This is a genomic window from Amycolatopsis sp. NPDC051372 (assembly GCF_040682095.1).
Taxonomy (GTDB): Bacteria; Actinomycetota; Actinomycetes; order Mycobacteriales; family Pseudonocardiaceae; genus Amycolatopsis.
Genome location: NZ_JBFBAF010000017.1, coordinates 175,430 through 195,035, shown reverse-complemented (window position 1 = coordinate 195,035; position 19,606 = coordinate 175,430). Strand labels below are relative to the sequence as shown.

The following is a 19,606-nucleotide window of genomic DNA, read 5'->3' as shown; positions in this document are numbered from 1 at the left end:
TGACTTTCCCGAACGCTGAACCTTCGACCGCCGGTACACCGGAGAACGTGGAGCCGACACCGTGACGATGCCGTTGTATGCCTCTCCCGAGCAGCTGATGCGGGAGCGTTCCGAGCTGGCGCGCAAGGGCATCGCGCGCGGCCGGAGCGTGGTGGTGCTGAAGTATTCCGGCGGGGTGCTGTTCGTGGCGGAGAACCCGTCGGCGACCTTGCACAAGGTGTCGGAGATCTATGACCGGATCGGGTTCGCCGCGGTGGGCCGGTACTCGGAGTTCGAGAACCTGCGGGTGGCAGGGATCCGGCATGCGGACCTGAAGGGCTATCAGTACGACCGGCGTGACGTGAGCGCGCGGGCGCTGGCGAACGCGTATGCCGCGACGCTGGGCAGCATCTTCACCGAGCAGCTGAAGCCGTTCGAGGTGGAGGTGTGTGTCGCCGAGGTCGGGGCGAATCAGTCGGAGGATCAGCTGTACCGGCTGACTTACGACGGGTCGATCTTCGACGAGTCGCCGTTCGTGGTGATGGGTGGCCAGACCGAGCCGATCAGCACGAAGCTGAAGGACACCGTCGACCCGGAGCACGATCTGGCGACGGCGCTGGCGACGGCGATCGAGGGCCTGCGGGCGTCCGCGTCGTCGTCGAACGGCAACAACGGTGCGGCCGCTGCCGAACCGGACCAGATCAAGCTCGAGGTGGCCGTGCTGGATCGGGCGCGGCCGCGGCGGGCGTTCCGCCGGTTGACCGGGGCGGCGCTGGATGCGTTGCTGCCCGCGGCGCCGGCGAAGGACGACGCCGAGAAGCCGGCCGAGGGTGACTCGGACGGTGACTCCGCCAAGGAGTGACGGCCACGGAATGAAGTGGTCGTGCGAGTGGGCCGTCCGGGTTTCCGGGCGGCCCACTCGGCGTTTCAGGACTGGTTCAGGACGTCGGCGTGCTGCGGAAGTTCTGGTCGGCGAAGGCCAGGAGGTAGGGCAGGGTCGCGCGGGCGGTGTGCCAGGTATGGTTGAAGCCGTGTTCGGTGTGGACGACGGCGTCCTGGCCGCGGCGGTGCAGCGCGTCGGCGATGCAGTGGGCCGTGGCGACGTCGGTGGGGGCGCCGGTGCCGGCCGCGAGGAGCACGGAGATCGGTGCGGTGAACGTCATCGTCGGCAGGTAGTGGCGTGGCGTGTTCGCGGCGATGGCGGAGGGATGGCCGTCGAGGACGCCGATGGAGTCGTTGAGGTCGTCGTAGGGCAGGGCGATCACGAGGGTGGCGAATTCGTCGAGGTGGTGCAGGCCGGTGTTGAGGGCGGCGAACCCGCCGCCGGACATGCCGCCGAGTGCGCGGTGGCGGCGGTCGGCGAGGGTCCGGTAGCGGTGGTCGACGCCGGTGACGACGGTTTTGGCGAGGTAGGTCTCGAGCTGCGGGCCGCCGGGGACGTCGAGGCCTTCCCAGTCCTTGCTGGGCACGCCGGCGGTGAGGTCGACGCTGACCACGATCATCGGGGCGATCACGTGGTCGGCTTCGAGGTTGTGCAGCGCGTCGGGCGCGGCGCCGGAGGTGAGCCAATCGCGCGGGCCGCCGTAGGGGTAGCCGTGGATCAGGTAGACGACGGGGTAGCGGTGGCCGGCGTTGGCCGGGTCGTCGTAGCCGGGCGGCAGGATCACGTAGTTCTCGCCCGAGGGCACGGTGTCGGCGGGGTCGGGCAGGCTGAGCACGTCGACGCGTTGCCCGCTGCTCACCACCGCGGGGTGGCGCTGCGCGGTGGCGGCCGGCGCGTCGGGTTCGTCGGCGCCGTCGTCGAGCAGCATCCCCACGGCGTCGGCCGCGCCGGAGCCGCGTTCGAAGAGCCGGCCGAGGTCGCCAGGGGTGCGGACGTAGCCGACGTAGCTGTTCACGGCGGTCACGGCCGCGAGGAGGAAGAGCACCACCGCGCCGCTGGTTCCCCAGCGGCGGGCGCGCCGGTGGTGCCCGAGCACGATGGTCACGGCGAGTACGGCGACGGCCGCGCCCGCGGCGGTCAGCCAGATCGCCGGTGACTCGAGCGGGCCGAGGTCACGCGCCTGTGCCGTGATGTCGGGCGGCAGTACCGGGTCGACCGCGGCTTGCGGCATCACGATCGCACCGCCGGGCGCGTGGCATCGCATGAGGAAAAACGCACGAGGGGTTCCCTGCCGTGAACGGAAGCGGGCAGGGTCGCCCGCACCTGACGTGATCACGCTAGGGACGAGGTGCTGTGGATTCGCTGTGAGCGGGTAAAGCGCTGGTCAAGCCCGGTTGTCGGGGTTGCGGTAGATCGTCAGGGCGCTGGGGCGGGCGCGGAAGGTGAACTCGTTGCCGAGCGGCCCGACCTCACCGTCGGTGGCGACGCGGCGGTTGCCGCCGAGCAGCTTCACGCGCAGCTCCGGCACGTCCAGCTGCTGGTAGACGTGGCTGGCGTTGAGGCTGTTGGTCACCATCGCGAGCAGGAACCGGGCGCGGGAGTACGGCACGTCGGCGCGCAGGTAGCGCACGTCGAGCAAGCCGGTGTCCAGCGCCGGGCGCCGCGACGGCGCGAAGCCCTTGGGGGAGTAGGTGCCGTTGCCGACGAAGATCAGCCAGACGTCAGCGGGTTCGTCGTTGAGCAGGATCGGCAGCGGTTTCGCACCGCGCAGCACGCGGGCCAGCGCCAGCGCGGCCGCAGGCCATTTCGGGTGCTTCTGCTGCAGCTTCTCGCGCAGCCGGACCATCTCGGGGTATCCGCCGAGGCTCGCGGTGTTCACGAACCAGCGGTGCTCCGCTTCGCCCGCGCCGTGGACCTCGACCTCGCCCAGGTCGATGCCGACCGCGTTGCCGGCTTCGGTGGCCGCGTCGGCGTCGGGCATCGACCGCACGCCGACGTCACGGGCGAAGTGGTTGAGCGTGCCCGCGGGAATGAGCGCGAGCGGCAGGCCGCGTTCGGCGGCCACGGACGCGACCGCGGCGACCGTGCCGTCACCACCCGCCACGCCCAGCGCGCGCACGGAGCCGCCGCGGGCGTCGATCTCGGCCGCGAGCTGGTCGCGCAGGTCCTGGTGCGGGTCGGGGTAGAGCAGCGTGGCCTTGGGCCAGGCGTAGCGGACGTCCTCGGTCGGGTCCTGGCCGTCGACGCCGGAGTGCGGGTTGACCAGGGCCAGCATGTCCTCGCCGTCACGCATCTCCGGCGCTTCGGCCGTGTGCGCGGTGCGGGCGGGCACGTCGGGGTGCAGCGGCCACCAGTGCCTCGTCAGGGCGGCGACCCCGACGCCGATCACCAGGCCGGCGCCGACGTCACTGGGCCAGTGGACGCCGGTGTGCACCCGCGAGTACGCGACCGCGCCCGCCAGCGGTGCGACGACGAGCCCGGCCTTGGGCGACTCCATCGCGACGGCCGTGGCGAACGCGGCCGCCGATGCCGCGTGGCCGGACGGGAACGACGAGGACGTGGGCCGCTTGCGCAGCCGCCGGTGCTCGGGCACCTCGTCCTCGGCCGGGCGCCGGCGGGGGAACATCGGCTTGCCGAGCAGGTTCGCGGCCGCGCTTGCCCCGGCGATGGCGACAATCCCGCGCAGCGCTCCCCGGCGCGTCGCACCCTTGCGCGTGGCCAGTGCGGCGGCCACGACCCACCACAGGCGCGATTTGTTCGCGGATTTCGAAAGCCGGCCCAAAACATCGTCGGCGCGGGTCTTCGGCAGGGCCGCGCTACGGCGGATCAGGGCCCGATCGGAGCGCCCCACCTTCCGGAACGGGCGGCTGAGCTGGTACAACACCGTCGCTGGCCTCTTCTCCGTCCGGCCTGGGCCACGCTGCTCCGTCGCCGGATTCGCGCGATTTCTCACCCCACGCAACGTACCGACCGGGTGTCGCCGCCCGATCGGCGCACCGCTCAAGGGGGTGCAGCGCCTACTCTGGTGGGATGCAGCGGCGGATCTTTGGCATCGAGACCGAGTTCGGGGTCACGTGCACCTTCCACGGTCAGCGCAGGCTCTCGCCCGACGAGGTCGCGCGGTATCTCTTCCGGCGGGTCGTGTCCTGGGGACGCTCGTCGAACGTCTTCCTCTCCAACGGCTCCCGGCTCTACCTCGACGTGGGCTCGCACCCCGAGTACGCGACGGCCGAGTGCGACGACCTCACGCAGCTGGTCACGCACGACAAGGCCGGTGAGCGGATCCTCGAGGACCTGCTGGTCGACGCCGAGCGCCGGCTGGCCGACGAGGGCATCGGCGGCGACATCTTCCTGTTCAAGAACAACACCGACTCCGCGGGCAACTCGTATGGCTGCCACGAGAACTACCTCGTGACGCGCGCCGGCGAGTTCTCCCGCATCGCCGAGGTGCTGCTGCCGTTGCTCGTGACCCGCGAGGTCATATGGGGCGCGGGCAAGGTCCTGGAGACCCCCCGCGGCGCCGTGTACTGCGTCAGGCAGCGGGGGGAGCACATCGGGGTGGGGGTCTCCAGCGCCAGCACGCGCTCGCGCCCCATCATCAACACCCGCGACGAGCCCCACGCCGACGCCGAGCGTTACCGGCGCCTGCACGTGATCGTGGGCGACTCGAACATGGCCGAGCCCACCACGATGCTCAAGATCGGGTCGGCGAACCTGGTGCTCGAGATGATCGAGGCCGGCGTGCAGTTCCGCGACTTCACCCTCGACAACCCGATCCGGGCGATCCGCGAGATCAGCCACGACCTGACCGGCCGTCGCCAGGTCCGCCTCGCCGGCGGCCGCGAGGCCTCGGCGCTCGACATCCAGCGCGAGTACCACGCGCGCGCCGTGCAGCACCTCAAGGAGAATGGCTCCACCCCCGCCAACGAGCGGGTGGTCGAGCTGTGGGGCCGCGCCCTGGAGGCCGTCGAACAGCAGGACTTCGCGAAGATCGACACCGAGATCGACTGGGCCATCAAGCACCGCCTCGTCGAGCGCTACCGCGCGAAGCACGACCAGGACCTCACCAGCCCCCGCAACGCCCAGCTCGACCTCGCCTACCACGACATCCGCCGCGGCCGGGGCATCTTCGACCTGCTGCAGCGCAAGGGCCTGGTCAAGCGCGTCACCGACGACGGCGAGATCGAAGCCGCCAAGGACACCCCGCCCCAGACCACCCGTGCCAAGCTCCGCGGAGACTTCATCGCCGCCGCCCAGGCCGCCGGCCGCGACTTCACCGTCGACTGGGTCCACCTCAAGCTCAACGACCAGGCCCAGCGCACCGTGCTGTGCAAGGACCCGTTCCGCTCGGTGGACGAGCGAGTGGAACGTCTGATCAGCTCGCTGTAACCCGCCAGGACCGCAGCCGCCGAGGGTCGCCCCGCCACCACGCGAGGCGGCCCTCGGGCATTTCCGGCGCAATCGGCTCGGGCCCGACGGGCGGTTGGCAGATCCGGCGTTCCCGACGAAAGTCGCCGTCCGGGTGCGGCAAGATCGGCCGCATGCGGCTCGTGCGTACGTTGGTGGTTCTGCTGGGTGCGGTGCTGCCGCTGGTCGCCGGTGGGGTGGCGGGCGCGGCTCAGCGGCTCCCGTCGTGGCGGCTGACGCCGACCGGGCTCCCGGCGCAGTTCCGGGGGCTTTCGGCCGTCAGCGGGCGCGTGGCGTGGGTCAGCGGCACGCAGGGGACCGTCTTGCGCACCACGGACGGCGGCCGCACCTGGAGCCCCGTCGGGCCGCCCGGCACGGAGACGCTGGAGTTCCGCGACATCGAGGCCTTCGACGCCGACCACGCCGTGGTGCTCTCCATCGGCCCCGGGGAGGACTCGCGCGTCTACCGCACCGACGACGCCGGCCGGCACTGGCGCCAGACGTTCGCCAACCCCGACCCGAAAGCGTTCTACGACTGCTTCGCCTTCTTCGACCCCTGGCGCGGTCACGCGATGAGCGACCCCGTCGACGGGAAGTTCCGCGTGCAGGCCACCGCGGACGGCGGCCGTACCTGGCGGCAGATCCCCGACAGCGCATTCCCGCCCGCCCTGCCCGGCGAAGCGGGCTTCGCGGCGAGCGGCCAGTGCGTGGCCACCTCCGGGCCGTTCGACGCGTGGCTCGCGATGGGCGGCGGGGACCGCGCCCGGGTGCTGCACACCGGCGACGCCGGGCACCACTGGACCGTCGCCGACACCCCGCTGCCCAGCAGCGCGTCCGCCGGCGTGTTCGCGCTCGCGTTCCGCACGCCGTGGCAAGGCGTCGCGATCGGCGGGGACTTCGCGAACCCCACGGCGCCCGGCCCGGCCGTCGCGCTCAGCGCCGACCGCGGCCGTACCTGGCGCACCCCGGCGCAATACCCCGCGGGCTACCGCTCCGGGCTCGCGTGGCTCGGCGGCTCCGTCATCGCCGTCGGCCCCGGCGGCAGCGACCTCAGCCCCGACGGCGGCCGCCACTGGACGCGGTTCGACACCGGCAGCTTCGACACCGTCGACTGCGCGCCCGCGGGCAGCTGCTGGGCCGGCGGCACCGGCGGCCGCGTCGCCCGGCTGGAGCGCTAAAGGACCTGCCCGGCCGGGCGGACCATGATCTCGTTGACGTCCACCGACGGCGGCTGCTCCAGCGCGTAGAGCACCGCGCGGGCGACGTCGTCGGCCTCGAGCTTCGGCTTGCGCCGCTGCTCATCCGTCAGGATGTCGGTGTCGGTGATGCCGGGCTGCACCAGCGTGACCCGCACGCCCGTGCCGACGGCCTCCTCCCGGATTCCCGCCGCCAGCCCGCTCACCGCCCACTTCGTCGCCGAATACAGGCTCCCCTTGCGCGGGTAACGGCCGGCGACCGAACCCGTCAGCACGAGATGACCGCTCGTGTCCGCCAACGCCGGCAGCACGGCACGGGCCGTGAGCGCGGGACCGTAAACGTTGGTCAGCACCAGTTCCCGCCACTGTTCGGGCTCCGCGCCGCCGTCGCCGAAGAACGACACGCCCATGCCGATCCCGGCATTCGCGAAAGCCGCGTCCAGCCGCCCGAACCGCGCCAGCGTCGCCTCGACCGCGCCCGACACACCCCGCCAGTCGGTGACGTCGGCGGCCAGCGCCAGCGCGTTTTCCTCGCCGAACTCGGCCACGAGCGGGGCCACGGCCTCGGATTTCCGGGCCACGAGCGCCACCCGGAACCCCGCCGACACGGCGCGCCTGGCCGTGGCCGCCCCGATCCCTCGCGACGCTCCGGTCACCAGCAGTACACGTTCAGCCATGGTTCCAGGCTAGGGTCGCGACGCGTTCGGGGAACCTCACGATCGGGGACGACGAGGAGAGCTAGGGTTGTACGGGTGTCCACCGCACGCGCCGAACGGCTGGTCAACCTCGTGCTCGCCCTGCTGTCCACCCGGCAGTACCTCACCGCCGAGCGGATTCGCGGAATCGTGCCCGGGTACGCCGACGCGGCCAGCGACGAGGCCTTCTTCCGCACGTTCGAACGCGACAAAACGGAGCTGCGGGAGCTCGGCATCCCCCTGGAGACCGGCCGCAACTCCGCGTTCGACCCCGTCGAGGGCTACCGCATCGCCCGCCGCGACTACGAGCTCGGTGAGATCGACCTGGCCCCCGACGAAGCGGCCGCCGTCGGCCTCGCCGTGCGCCTGTGGGACTCGCCCGAGCTGACCGGGCAGGCCCAGGGCGCGCTCGTGAAGCTGCGCGCTGCCGGCGTCGAGGTCGACGACCAGGCGCCCACCGTGATCGAACCCCGCGTGCGCGCCGAGCCGGCGTTCGGGCCGCTGCTCGCCGCCGTGCAGAGCGGCCAGGCCGTGCGCTTCGAGTACCGCCGCGTCGGCTCCCCGGAACGCCGCATGCGTGAGCTCGAACCGTGGGGAGTCGTGTCCTGGCGCGCTCGCTGGTACGTCGTCGGGCACGACCGCGACCGCGGCGCGACCCGCTGCTTCCGGCTCTCCCGCGTCACCGGCAAAGTGACCCCGATCGGCGAGCCCGGCGCGGTGACGCGGCCCGAGGGTGTGAAGCTGCTGCAGCTCGTGTCCGTCACCGGCGGCAGCGAGGAATCCAGCCCCGTCACCACCGCCCGCCTCTGGGTCGCGGACGGGCGCGCCGCCGGCGTGCGCCGCCGCGGCGAGGTCGTCGGCCGCGACACGATCGACGGCGAGGAGGGCGACCTCATCGAGATCGGCCTGTTCTTCCCCGAGTCGGCCGCCGACTGGATCGCCGCCCAGGGACCCGACGTGCTCGTGCTCGAACCCGACGTGCTCGCCAAATCCGTGCAGCACCGCCTCGAAGCCGTCCTCGCCCGCGCCGAGCAGGGGAGCGGCCGATGAGCGGCTCCACCGAACGCATGCCGCGCCTGCTCGCGCTCGTGCCCTACCTGCTCGCGCGCCCCGGCGTGCGCGTCGACGAGGCCGCCCACGACTTCGACGTCACGCCGCGCCAGCTGCGCAAGGACCTCGAACTGCTGTGGATGTGCGGCCTGCCCGGCTACGGCCCGGGCGACCTGATCGACCTCTCCTTCGAAGGCGACACCATCGTCGTCACCCACGACGCCGGCATGAGCCGCCCCCTGCGCCTCACCGGCGGCGAGGCCACCGCGCTGCTCGTGGCCCTGCGCGCGCTCGCCGACACCCCCGGCGTGGTCGACGGCGACGCCGTGCGCCGCTCGATCGCCAAGATCGAGGACGCCGCGGGCCAGGCCCAGCCGGCCGGTGTCGTGGTCGGCGGCGGCGTGCGCGAGGGCAAACGCGCCGCGAAGACCCGCGAGGAGGTCGCGGCCGCGCTACAGGCCGGGCGCGCCCTGCGGATGCGGTACTACACCGCGTCCAAGGACCAGATCACCGAACGCACCGTGGACCCGATGCGGCTGCTCATCGTGCAGGCCGTCGGCTACCTCGAAGCCTGGTGCCGCCGCGTCGAGGACGTCCGGCTGTTCCGCCTCGACCGCATCGACGAGCTGACCGTGCTCGACGAACCCGCCGCGCCCCCGGCCCACGCGCGGCCCACCGACCTGTCCGACGGCGTGTTCTCAGCGCGGCCCGACCAGTGCGAGGCCGAGCTCGTGCTCGACCCCGACGCGCGCTGGGTCGCGGAGTACTACCCGTGTGAAGAACTCGCCGAACTCGACGGTGGGCGGCTGCGCATCCGGATGCGCTATGCGGACGAGTCCTGGATGGTCCGTTTGGTCCTCGGACTCGCCGGAGACGCGCAGGTGGAGAGCCCCGTCACACTCGCTGACGCGGTTCGACGACGAGCGGCCGACGCGGTGGCCCGATCCCGTCACCTACCGTCAACCTACGGCCGTTAAGGTAACCCACGTGTCGTACTTGCCCACTTACGTAGTGCTCGCGGCGGGCCTGCTCGTCCTGATTCTCCTGGCAGTACAGACGATCAGAGTCTTGCGCCAGTTCCGCCGCACCCTGAGCATGGTGGCTACGAACACCCAGGACCGGACCGGACTCCTCCGCGCCCGGTCCGCAGCACTTCGCGTGGCCGTGGCGCAGCGCCGCGACGCACCGGAAACCAGTAACATCGGCAACGACTAAAGAAACAAGGAGGCCACCGCCATGAACGCGCTGCAGCCGTGGCACATCATCATCCTGGTGCTCGTCGTGGTTCTGCTGTTCGGGGCCAAGAGGCTTCCGGACGCCGCCCGCTCCATCGGCAAGTCCATGAAGATCTTCAAGGCCGAGACCAAGGACCTCACCGGCGAGCACAAGGACGAGGCCGAGCAGGTCGAGACCCGCCAGCTCCCGCAGGCCACCGCCCCGGCCCAGGACCAGCAGGTCGCCGACCTCCAGCGCCAGCTCGACGAGCTGAAGAAGCAGCAGGCGGCCGAGCAGCCGCAGAAGAACGCCAGCTGAGGCCCGACCACCCCACCCGGTCCCCGGTCCGCGGAGCGCGCTGAACACCCAGCGCGCTCCGGCGGGCTATGACGAGAACGGAACGACCAGTGGCGGAAGCCGCCAACGGCGCAGGCGCGCGCCCCAGCAACCGGCGCCGGCGCAGCCGCCGGAGAAACCCCGACGGCACGATGACACTCATCGAGCACGTCTACGAGTTCCGGCGCCGGCTCGGGTTCGCCCTGCTGTTCATCGTCATCGGCGGCATCTTCGGCTGGATCTGGTTCGAACAGCACCTCGGCCCGATCCCGTCGCTCGGCGACATCATGACCCACCCGTACTGCGCCATCCCCGCCGAACAGCGCTTCGGTGGCAACCAGGCCGGGTGCCGGCTGCTGCAGACGCAGCCGTTCGAGGTCTTCATGGTCCGCCTGAAGATCGGCGTCGCGGCCGGCGCGGTCCTGCTCTCGCCGTTCTGGCTGTACCAGTTCTGGGCGTTCATCGCTCCCGGGCTCTACACGAAGGAACGCAAGTACGCGCTCGTCTTCGTCGGCTTCGCCTCGGTGCTCTTCGCCGCCGGTGCCGTGCTGGCGTACTTCCTCGTGCCGCACGCGCTGGCGCTGCTGGCAGGCTTCGGCCAGGACCAGTTCGTGACCGCGTTGACCGCGGACAAGTACATCTCGTTCATCCTGTCGCTGCTGCTCATCTTCGGCGTCAGTTTCGAGCTCCCCTTGATCGTGGTGATGCTCAACCTCGTCGGGGTCGTCCGCTACCAGCAGCTCAAGCGGTGGCGCCGCGGCATCCTGTTCGCGCTGTTCGTGTTCGCCGCGTTCGCGACGCCGGGCTCCGACCCGTTCTCCATGCTCGGTCTCGCCGCCGCACTCACCGTGCTGTTCGAGATCGCCATCCAGATCACGCGTTTCCACGACCGCAAGCGCGACAAGATCCGCGAAGACGAGGGCTGGGACAAGCTCGACGACGACGAAGCCGCACCGTTCAACTACACGCCGAGCACCGTCGAGGAAGACGAGCCCGTGACCTCGCCGCGCAGCCAGTCGACCGACGACATCACGTAACCACCACCGCATGGGGCTCACCGCGGCGCTCGCCGTCCACCCGGCCTCCGGCCACGGAGCCGCGGCCCGGATCGCGGACGCCGTGGCCGCCCGGCTGCGCCTCGCCGTCGAAAGGCTCGACGTCCTCACCGCCACCAGCGTCGAGGAATCCCGAGCCCTCATGCGATCCGCGCACGCCGAGGGTCTCGACGTGCTCATCGTCCTCGGCGGCGACGGCGCCGCGCATCAAGGCGTGCAGTTCTGCGCCGACCACGACGTTGCCCTCGGCCTCGTGCCCTCAGGAACCGGCAACGACTTCGCCCGCGCCCTCGGCACTCCACCCGACGCCCTCACAGCCGCAGACAAGCTCGCCGAAGCCCTGCGCGCCGGCACCCGCCGCACCCTCGACCTCGGCCGCCTCGGCGGCGCGGAAGGCAGCGGCGCGGGAGAGCAGGGCGCTTGGTTCGCCACGGTCCTGTGCTCCGGATTCGACGCCGCCGTCAACGCCCGCGCCAACAGCCTCCGCTGGCCCTCCGGCCCCCGCCGCTACGACGTCGCCATCCTCGCCGAGCTCGCTGCCTTCCGCCCCCGCCCCGTCACCCTCCACACCGACGAAGGCACCCTCGAGCTCGACGCCACGCTGATCGCCGTCGGCAACACCCCCTACTACGGCGGCGGCGTCCCGATCTGCCCCCAGGCCACGCCGGACGACGGGCTTTTCGACGTCACCGTGATCGGCGCCGCCGGCCGCCTGCAGCTGCTGCGCCTGCTGCCCGGCCTGCGCACCGGCGCGCACCTCGACCACCCCGCCGTCCGCACCCTGCGCACCCGGACACTGAGTATCGAAACCGGCATCGAAACCGGAACCGGCCCCGGCTGGCCCGCCTACGCCGACGGCGAATCCCAGGGCACCACCCCCGTCACCGCCACCTGCGTGCCCGGCGCGCTCACCGTCGTCGCCCCGTAACCGCACGGCCACACACCGGTCGGCACGCCGCGTGCGGACTGTCGGTGCCGTGTGGAACCCTGACGGGGTGGCCACTAGCCCTTCACCTTCCCCGGCCGAGGCCTACGCGGTCTCACGCCGCCGCGCCAAATACCCGCAGCTGACGCGTTTCGCCGGCGAGGTGTCGTTCGAGTTCGACGACTTCCAGGTCCGCGGCTGCGAGGCTCTCGAAGACGGCCACGGCGTGCTCGTGTGCGCACCCACCGGCGCCGGCAAGACCGTGGTCGGCGAGTTCGCCGTGCACCTGGCACTCGCCGAGGGCCGTAAATGCTTCTACACGACGCCCATCAAGGCGCTGTCCAACCAGAAGTACGCCGACCTCGTAGCCCACTACGGCAGCGACGCCGTCGGCCTGCTCACCGGCGACACCTCCATCAACGGCAACGCGCAGGTGGTCGTGATGACCACCGAGGTGCTGCGCAACATGCTCTACGCCGGCAGCTCCGCCATCCCCGAGCTCGGCTACGTCGTGATGGACGAGGTCCACTACCTCGCCGACCGCTTCCGCGGCGCCGTGTGGGAGGAAGTGATCCTCCACCTGCCCGAACACGTCCGCGTCGTCGGGCTCTCGGCCACCGTGAGCAACGCCGAGGAGTTCGGCGAATGGCTCGTCGAGGTCCGCGGCGACACCACCGTCGTCGTCGACGAGCACCGGCCCGTGCCGCTGTGGCAGCACATGCTCATCGGCAACCGCCTGATGGACCTGTTCGCCGGCCAGGACGAAGGCGACCCGAACGCCGAGCTGAGCATCAACCCCGGCCTGCTGCGCCGCGCCGAAGAGCTCGGCCGCTTCGCCCCCGCCTCGATGCGCGGCAACCGCGGAGGCCGCCGCGGCGCACCCCGCCCGCAACGGTTCCGCCCGCCCTCACGCGTCGACGTCGTGGAGCGCCTCGACACGGCCGGGCTGCTGCCCGCGATCGTGTTCATCTTCTCCCGCGCCGGCTGCGACGCCGCCGTCGCGCAGTGCGTGCGCTCCGGCCTGCGGCTCAACGGGCCCGAGCAGGTCGAGGAGATCCGCCGCATCGTCGCCGAGCGCACCGCCGACCTGCCCGAGGGCGACCTGAGCGTCCTCGGTTTCTGGGAATGGCGCGAAGCGCTGGAACGCGGCTTCGCCGGCCACCACGCGGGCCTGCTGCCCGCGTTCAAGGAGACCGTCGAGGAACTGTTCCTGCGCGGCCTGGTCAAGGCCGTGTTCGCCACCGAGACCCTCGCGCTGGGTATCAACATGCCCGCGCGCACTGTGGTGCTGGAACGGCTGGTCAAGTACAACGGCGAAGCCCACGTCGACCTCACCCCGGGCGAGTACACGCAGCTGACCGGCCGCGCCGGGCGCCGCGGTATCGACGTCGAGGGCCACGCCGTCGTCGCGTGGCAGCCCGGCGTCGACCCGAAGCAGGTCGCCGGCCTCGCCTCCACGCGTACGTATCCGCTGCGCTCGTCGTTCCGGCCCGGCTACAACATGGCCGTCAACCTCGTCGCCCAGGTCGGCGCAGACTCCGCGCGCGAGCTGCTGGAACAGTCGTTCGCCCAGTTCCAGGCCGACCGGTCCGTGGTCGGCACCTCGCGGCGCATCGACCGCAACAAGGAAGCCCTCGTCGGCTACGCCCGCGCGGTGACCGGCGAGTTCGACGAGATGCTCGAATACGTCGAGCTGCGCGCCAAGATCTCCGCCCGCGAGAAGACGCTCTCCCGGCAGAACACCGCCACCCGCCGCGCCGGCACCGCGGAATCGCTGGAGAAGCTGCGCAAGGGCGACGTCATCGCCGTGCCCGCCGGGCGCCGCGCCGGGCTGGCCGTGGTCGTCGACCCGGGCCTGGATCCGATCCGCGAGCCGCGGCCCGTGGTCGTCACCGAGGACCGCTGGTCCGGGCCGCTTTCGGTCGCCGACTTCCCGGCCCCGGTCGAGCCCCTCGGCCGCATCCGCCTGCCCAAGCACGTCGAACTGCGCTCACCCAAGACCCGCCGCGACATCGCGTCGGCCCTGCGCGACTCCGGCATCTCCCTGCCCGGGCGCCAGCGGCGCCGCACGAGCCAGGGCGACGATGCGGAGCTCAACGCCCTGCAGCGCGCCCTGCGCGCCCACCCCTGCCACGGTCTGGCCGAACGCGAGGCCAACCTGCGCTGGGTCGAGCGTTACCAGCGCCTGCAGGCCGAGACCGAGCAGCTCGAACGCAAGGTCGCCGCGACCACCCACTCGCTGGCCCGCGCGTTCGACCGGATCCTCGCGCTGCTCGGCGAACGCGGCTACCTCGGCCCCGGCACCGGCGAGGACCGCGTCACCGAACACGGCCACCGCCTCGCGCGTCTCTACAGCGAGTCCGACCTGCTGGCCGCCGAGTGCATCCGCCATGGCGTGTGGGAAGGCCTCGGCGCGGCCGAGCTCGCCGCCGTCGTGTCCACGCTCGTGTTCGAGGCCCGCCGCGATATGGCGGGGGAGCCGCGCCTGCCCGGCGGCTCCGTGCCCAAGGCCTGGGAAGAGACCACCAAGCTGTGGGTCGACCTCACCGAGGACGAACGCCGCCACCACCTCGACCGCACCCGCGAACCCGACGCCGGTTTCGCGTGGCCGGTCTACCGGTGGGCCCGCGGCGAATCGCTCGAGAAGGTCCTCACCGCCGCCGAGACCAACGGCCAGGAACTGTCCGCCGGCGACTTCGTCCGCTGGTCACGCCAGGTGATCGACCTGCTCGACCAGATCCGCGACGTCCTCGGCAAAGCCGACCCGGTCGGCGCCGCCGCCGCGGAAGCCGTGCGCGCACTGCGCCGCGGCGTCGTCGCGGCCGGCGGGGCATGACTGTTTTGCCGGAAGCGCGCGCCTCGGCCGCAGGGCGTTCGCGGGCAGGTCGAGGTCACCGCTCGGACAGGGTGCGCGTGGACGCGTGTGCTCGGCCCCGACCTGTGGTTGGATCGCGCTCGACACCGTGGGCAGCGACTCCTCCCGAGGAGGTCACTGCCACAGGCAATCAAGGCGGAGGCGAACGATGAGCACGCCGTATGGCGGCAACGACCCGCAGCAGCAGCCCCAGTACGGGCAGCAGCCGCAATACGGGCAACAGCCGGGCGGCGCCTACCCGCCGAGCGGGCCGCAGGAGCAGCAACAGCAGCCCTACAACCCGCAGCAGTACGGCCAGCAGCCCCAGCAGCCCTACGACTCGCAGCCGACGCAGTGGGTCCAGCCGCAGCAGCAGCCCCAGTACGGCCAGCAGCCCGGCGGCTACCCCCAGCAGCAGCCACCGCAGTCGCCGCAGCAACCGCAGTGGGGCCAGCAGCCGCTCCCGCAGCAGTACGGCCAGCCCTACGACCCGAACCGGCAGCAGCCGCCCCAGCAGTACGGGCAGCAGCCCGGCGGCGGGTACCCGCAGAGCGGCCCGCAGCAGCAGCCGCTGTACGGCCAGCCGCAGACCGGCCCGCAGGCTCAGCAGCCCTACGGCCAGCCCGCCGGCAACCAGTACGACTACGGCCAGGCGACCGCCCTCACGCAGACCGTCGGCGACACCGGTGACGAACCGAAGTCGAAGCGCGGCCTGTTCATCGGCATCGGCGCGCTCATCGTGGTGGTGGCCGTGGTCGCGATCCTCGGGTTCGTCGCCCCCGGCTTCTTCAAGACCGAGGTCTTCAACAACACCCAGATGCAGACCGACGTCGCGAAGCTGCTCACCGACACCTACAAGATCGAAGGCGTCACCGGCGTCACCTGCCCGGCCGAGCAGAAGGTCGAGGACGGTGCAAAGTTCGAGTGCACCGCGACCATCAACGGCAAGCCGCAGCAGGTGCCGATCACCGTCAAGGGCAGCGACGGCAACTACGAGGTCTCGCCGCCTGCCGCCCCATGATCACCGCGGTGATCCACTCTGAAAAGTGAAGCCGGGTAAATCGGTGGCCCGCACCCCGCTGGCCACAGGATGATCGCGGCATGAGCGACCACACCGTACGACTCCTGTCCTCCGCCGACGAGCAGCGCGCGGCCTGGAACCTGTTCCGGTCCGCGCTGCACGTCAAGGCCGGCAGCGACGAGGAGTGGGAGCGGATCGGCGAGGCTCTGCAGGAGTCGCGCGTGTTCGCCGCGTTCGACCCGGAGCTGATCGGCACCGTGCGAGCCGCCGACCACGAGGTCGTCCTCCCCGGCGGCGCGCGCGTGCCCCTCGCGGCCGTGACCGGCGTCGGCGTGCGCGCCGGCCGCACCCGCCGCGGCGTGCTCAGCGCCCTGCAGGCCGCGCAGCTGCAGGACTTCGCCGAACGCGACGTGGTGCTGGCGTCCCTGCACGCCACCGAAGGCGCGATCTACGGCCGGTACGGCTACGGCGTCGCGACCCTCAGCCGCAACCTCGTCGTCGACCGCCGCCACGCGCGGCTGCGCCCGGAAGCACCGTCCGGCGGCGAGGTCAGCGTGTTCAGCCTCGAGCAGACCCTGCTGCACTGGCCCGACCTCTACGCCGCCACCGGCACCGCCCGGCCCGGCATGATCACGCGGCCCGCGCACTACTGGCCCATGAACGAGAACCAGGCCCGCCGCTCGGACAGCCCCGTCGAGACCGCGGTGCACCGCGGCCCGGACGGCGTCGACGGCTACCTCGTCTACCACGTCGAACGCGGCGAGGGCGACCGGCAGAAACTCACGGTCTTCGAGTTCCACTACACCAACCCCGCCGCGTTCGCCGGCCTGTGGCGGTTCCTGCTGTCGGTGGACCTCGTCGACGACATCTCCGTGATCGCCCGCCCCGTGGACGAACCCGTCGAACTGCTCTTCACCGACCCGCGCGCGGTGAAGGTCAAGGCCGTCGAGGACGAAACGTGGCTGCGCGTGATCGACGCGCCCGCCGCACTCGCCGCCCGCACCTACGGCGAGGCCGAACCGGTCGTCCTCGAAGTGACCGACCCGCTGTTGCCCGCCAACGACGGTCGCTACCGCATCAGCCCCGACGGCGCCGAACGCACCGACGCCGCCCCCGCCCTGCGCCTCGACGTCACCTCGCTCGCGATGCTCTACTTCGGAGCGTGGCACGCCTCGGCCCTGGCCGACACCGGCCGTGTCGAAGTCCTGGACGACGCCGCGGTGTCGCACGTGGACACCTTGTTCGGCACGCGCCGCGCGTCCTGGTGCGGTACTTTCTTCTGACCGTGACCAGGGGCCCGTAACGGGCATCGGGGGACAGGAGCGGGAATGCGCGCCGTGCTGGTGCTGGGTCTGTGCGGCCTGGGAATGCTGCTCGCCACCGGCTGTTCGACCAAAGCCGACCCGGTGACGTCCGTCAAGACCGTCACGGTCACGCCCTCCGCCACCACGCCTGCAGAGACGTCGGCGGGCGCGACGCCGGCGTCGGCCACCGGGCCCGGGCGCGTGTTCGACGCGAAAGCCATGGACGCCGCCGTCGCCAAGATCCTCGCCGACACCTACAAGCTCGACGGCGTCGGCGAGGTCAGCTGCCCCGACCGCCAAGCCGTGACCGACGGCTCCACGTTCCAGTGCGTGGTCGACCTCGCGGGCGAGGAGAAACACGTGCCCATCACGGTCACCGGCACCGCGGGCGACTACCGCGTCGACGCCCCGAAGTAGCGCGCCGGGGGAAAACGCGTGGCACCCGCGCCGCGGGCTTGGTTGGATCGCGGCATGACCGACTTCGTGGTACGCCCGATCACCGACGACGAGCGCCGGCCCACCTTGGACCTGCTCGGGCAAGCACTGCACAGCCCCCTGCTCTCGGACGAGGCGTGGGCGCAGATCGGCGATTCCTGGGCCGCGCCCGGCAAGTTCGCCGCGTTCGCCGACGACCGTCCGATCGGGATCACCAGCGGTTTCGACACCACGATCGCCGTCCCCGGCGGCGCGCTCCTGCCCGCGACGGCGGTCGACGGTGTCGGCGTGCGCGCCGACTGGACCCGCCGCGGCGTCGTCACCGCGTTGATGAGCGCGCAGCTCAACGACCTCGCCGAACGCGGCACCACGCTCGCGTGCCTGCACGCCAGCGAAGCTGTGATCTACGGCCGCTTCGGCTACGGCATCGCCACCTCCGGCGCCACCGTCCGCGTCGACCACCCCGCGCGGCTGCGCGAAGGCGCCGAGGCCGGTGGCGCCGTCCGGTTGCTCGACACCGAGGAGGCCCGCGCGCAGCTTCCCGCGCTGTACCAACGGATCGGGCTGCACCGGCCGGGCATGATCGCCCGCCCCGACGTCTGGTGGCCCATCGCCCTCAACCGCCGCCTCAGCCGCGAAGACGGGTACCGCGTGGCTGTCCACACCGGACCGAACGGTGAGGACGACGCGTTCGCGATGTTCAAGAGCGTGGACCAGTCCACCGCCGCCGAACCCGAACGCGGCCCGCTGCTGGAGGTCCGCGACCTGCACGGCACGAACCCGGAGGCGATCGCCGCGCTGTGGCGGTTCCTGCTCTCGATCGACCTCGTCGCCACCGTGAGCTCCCGCTTCCGCCCGCTCGACGAACCCCTCTCCGTGCTGCTCGCCGACCCGCGCCGTGCCCGCACCACCGAGGTGGAAGACGACCTGTGGCTGCGGCTGGTCGACGTCGCCGGCGCGCTCGCCGCTCGCACCTACGGCTCGGGCGAACCCGTCGTGTTCGAAGTGGACGATCGGCTGCTGCCGGCCAACCGCGGCCGCTACCGCGTCGGCCCCGACGGCGCCGAACGCACCGACGCCGACGCGGACGTGCGCCTCGACGCCGACAGCCTCGCCATGCTCTACCTCGGCGAGTGGCGCGCCTCGACGCTCGCGCAAGCCGGCCGGATCACCGCGGTCGACCCGGCGGCGCTCGGCCGTGCCGACACCCTGTTCGCCACCGACACGCGGCCGTGGTGCGGCACGTACTTCTGAGCCGCGCTCACGCCTTCGGCAGCGCCGCCAGGAGCCGTTCGACCGAGCGGCCCAGGTTCCACTGCTCGGCCAGCTCCGCGACCCGGTCCGGGTCCGCGGGGCTCGTCGGCACGGCGTCCGGCCCGGACTGCACCACCGGCGCGTCGACGGCGACCCGCACCACAGTGGGGGCCACGGCGAGGTAGTCGGCCGCGTCCTTGAGCCGCAGCCGGGTCTTCAGCGGCAACCGCGAGTCGCCCGACTGCGAGGCCGAGATCAGCTCCTCCAGCGACCCGAACTGCGTGATGAGCTTCGCCGCGGTCTTCTCGCCGATACCGGCCACGCCGGGCAGCCCGTCGGACGGGTCACCCCGCAACGCGGACATGTCGGCGTAGGCCGGACCCGCGTGGCCGGCCGGCACGCCGTAGCGCTCGGCGATCTCGGCCTGCCCCAGCACCTCGGCCTTCGCCCAGCCCTTGCCCACGTACACGACCGAGGTCGGCGTCGGCGTCGCGCGCACGAGCTGGAACAGGTCGCGATCGCCGGTGATGACCTCGACCGGCGCGTCCTGCTCGTGGGTGGCCAGCGCGCCGATCACGTCGTCGGCCTCGTAGCCCGCCGCCTCGGCCGTGGCGAACCCGAACGCGGCCAGCACGTCGAGGATCACCGGCACCTGCGGCGTGAGCGTGTCGGGCACCTCCTCCACGTCGGCCTCGCCCTCGCCGTGCCCCGGCACCGCGACCCTGTGTGCCTTGTAACTGGGCAGCAGGTCGGTGCGGAACTTCGGCCGCCAGTCCGCGTCCAGGCACGCCACCAGCCGCGACGGGCGTCGGTCGGTGAGGATGCGCGCCAGCGTGTCGGTGAACCCGCGCACGGCGTTGACCGGCGTCCCGTCGGGCGCGGTCATCGAGTCGGGCAGCGCGTAGTACGAGCGGAAGTACAGGCTCGCGGAGTCGAGGAGGGCGAGTGGTCCGGTCACGCGCCCAGCCTGCCACGTCTGCCCGCGCAGTACCGCGCC

The 19,606-nt window shown here is 72.0% G+C and carries 18 protein-coding genes; 14 read left to right on the top strand and 4 right to left on the bottom strand.

Going from position 1 to position 19,606, the window contains the following annotated elements:
- Positions 1-61 precede the first annotated feature (61 nt).
- Positions 62-841 (top strand): proteasome subunit alpha, encoded by a 780-nt coding sequence (prcA, locus tag AB0M56_RS25915; RefSeq protein WP_364180053.1) that lies wholly within the window; start codon positions 62-64, stop codon positions 839-841.
- A gap of 76 nt (positions 842-917) precedes the next feature.
- Here prcA and AB0M56_RS25910 read toward each other — a convergent pair whose 3' ends face one another.
- On the bottom strand, positions 918-2,093 hold the full coding sequence (locus AB0M56_RS25910) for an alpha/beta hydrolase-fold protein (RefSeq protein WP_364180055.1): 1,176 nt from the start codon (positions 2,091-2,093) through the stop codon (positions 918-920).
- Between the two features lie 153 nt (positions 2,094-2,246).
- A complete protein-coding gene (locus tag AB0M56_RS25905) occupies positions 2,247-3,746 on the bottom strand; it encodes a phosphatase PAP2 family protein (RefSeq protein ID WP_364180057.1) in 1,500 nt (499 codons plus the stop codon).
- Between the two features lie 146 nt (positions 3,747-3,892).
- On the opposite strand from AB0M56_RS25905, the gene pafA reads away from it, so the two are divergent.
- Positions 3,893-5,251 (top strand): Pup--protein ligase, encoded by a 1,359-nt coding sequence (pafA, locus tag AB0M56_RS25900; protein ID WP_364180200.1) that lies wholly within the window; start codon positions 3,893-3,895, stop codon positions 5,249-5,251.
- Between the two features lie 161 nt (positions 5,252-5,412).
- Entirely contained in the window at positions 5,413-6,447 is a 1,035-nt protein-coding gene (locus AB0M56_RS25895; protein ID WP_364180204.1) for an oxidoreductase, read from the top strand.
- Here the strand turns inward: AB0M56_RS25895 and AB0M56_RS25890 are convergent.
- Positions 6,444-7,142 carry an SDR family oxidoreductase gene (locus AB0M56_RS25890; RefSeq protein ID WP_364180059.1) on the bottom strand — a complete coding sequence of 233 codons (699 nt, stop codon included), beginning with the start codon at positions 7,140-7,142 and terminating at the stop codon, positions 6,444-6,446. The genes AB0M56_RS25895 and AB0M56_RS25890 overlap by 4 nt on opposite strands.
- 75 nt (positions 7,143-7,217) lie before the next feature.
- Here AB0M56_RS25890 and AB0M56_RS25885 point away from each other — a divergent pair, with 75 nt between their 5' ends.
- The 11 genes from AB0M56_RS25885 to AB0M56_RS25835 all read left to right on the top strand — a co-directional run bounded on the left by AB0M56_RS25885 (position 7,218) and on the right by AB0M56_RS25835 (position 18,609).
- Positions 7,218-8,210, top strand: coding sequence for a WYL domain-containing protein (locus tag AB0M56_RS25885; RefSeq protein ID WP_364180061.1), 993 nt, complete (start codon positions 7,218-7,220; stop codon positions 8,208-8,210).
- A complete protein-coding gene (locus AB0M56_RS25880; protein WP_220240771.1) occupies positions 8,207-9,187 on the top strand; it encodes a WYL domain-containing protein in 981 nt (326 codons plus the stop codon). Before AB0M56_RS25885 ends, AB0M56_RS25880 begins: the two co-directional genes overlap by 4 nt.
- 10 nt (positions 9,188-9,197) lie before the next feature.
- Positions 9,198-9,425, top strand: coding sequence for a bacteriophage holin (locus AB0M56_RS25875; RefSeq protein ID WP_364180064.1), 228 nt, complete (start codon positions 9,198-9,200; stop codon positions 9,423-9,425).
- A gap of 21 nt (positions 9,426-9,446) precedes the next feature.
- Positions 9,447-9,743: a Sec-independent protein translocase subunit TatA gene (tatA, locus tag AB0M56_RS25870; RefSeq protein WP_364180066.1), complete on the top strand. Its 297-nt coding sequence runs from the start codon at positions 9,447-9,449 to the stop codon at positions 9,741-9,743.
- A gap of 89 nt (positions 9,744-9,832) precedes the next feature.
- A complete protein-coding gene (tatC, locus tag AB0M56_RS25865) occupies positions 9,833-10,798 on the top strand; it encodes a twin-arginine translocase subunit TatC (RefSeq protein ID WP_364180068.1) in 966 nt (321 codons plus the stop codon).
- Positions 10,799-10,808: 10 nt separating this feature from the next.
- Positions 10,809-11,744, top strand: a complete 936-nt coding sequence (locus tag AB0M56_RS25860; RefSeq protein WP_364180070.1) for a YegS/Rv2252/BmrU family lipid kinase — start codon at positions 10,809-10,811, stop codon at positions 11,742-11,744.
- Between the two features lie 67 nt (positions 11,745-11,811).
- Complete coding sequence (locus AB0M56_RS25855; protein ID WP_364180072.1) at positions 11,812-14,577, top strand: DEAD/DEAH box helicase; 2,766 nt, start codon at positions 11,812-11,814, stop codon at positions 14,575-14,577.
- A gap of 187 nt (positions 14,578-14,764) precedes the next feature.
- Positions 14,765-15,616, top strand: a complete 852-nt coding sequence (locus AB0M56_RS25850; protein ID WP_364180074.1) for a DUF4333 domain-containing protein — start codon at positions 14,765-14,767, stop codon at positions 15,614-15,616.
- 80 nt (positions 15,617-15,696) lie between these two features.
- Positions 15,697-16,899, top strand: a complete 1,203-nt coding sequence (locus AB0M56_RS25845; protein WP_364180076.1) for a GNAT family N-acetyltransferase — start codon at positions 15,697-15,699, stop codon at positions 16,897-16,899.
- Positions 16,900-16,944: 45 nt separating this feature from the next.
- Positions 16,945-17,337: a DUF4333 domain-containing protein gene (locus AB0M56_RS25840; RefSeq protein WP_364180078.1), complete on the top strand. Its 393-nt coding sequence runs from the start codon at positions 16,945-16,947 to the stop codon at positions 17,335-17,337.
- Positions 17,338-17,391: 54 nt separating this feature from the next.
- A complete protein-coding gene (locus AB0M56_RS25835; RefSeq protein WP_364180080.1) occupies positions 17,392-18,609 on the top strand; it encodes a GNAT family N-acetyltransferase in 1,218 nt (405 codons plus the stop codon).
- A gap of 7 nt (positions 18,610-18,616) precedes the next feature.
- Here AB0M56_RS25835 and AB0M56_RS25830 read toward each other — a convergent pair whose 3' ends face one another.
- Complete coding sequence (locus AB0M56_RS25830) at positions 18,617-19,567, bottom strand: 5'-3' exonuclease (protein ID WP_364180082.1); 951 nt, start codon at positions 19,565-19,567, stop codon at positions 18,617-18,619.
- Between the last annotated feature and the right edge of the window lie 39 nt (positions 19,568-19,606).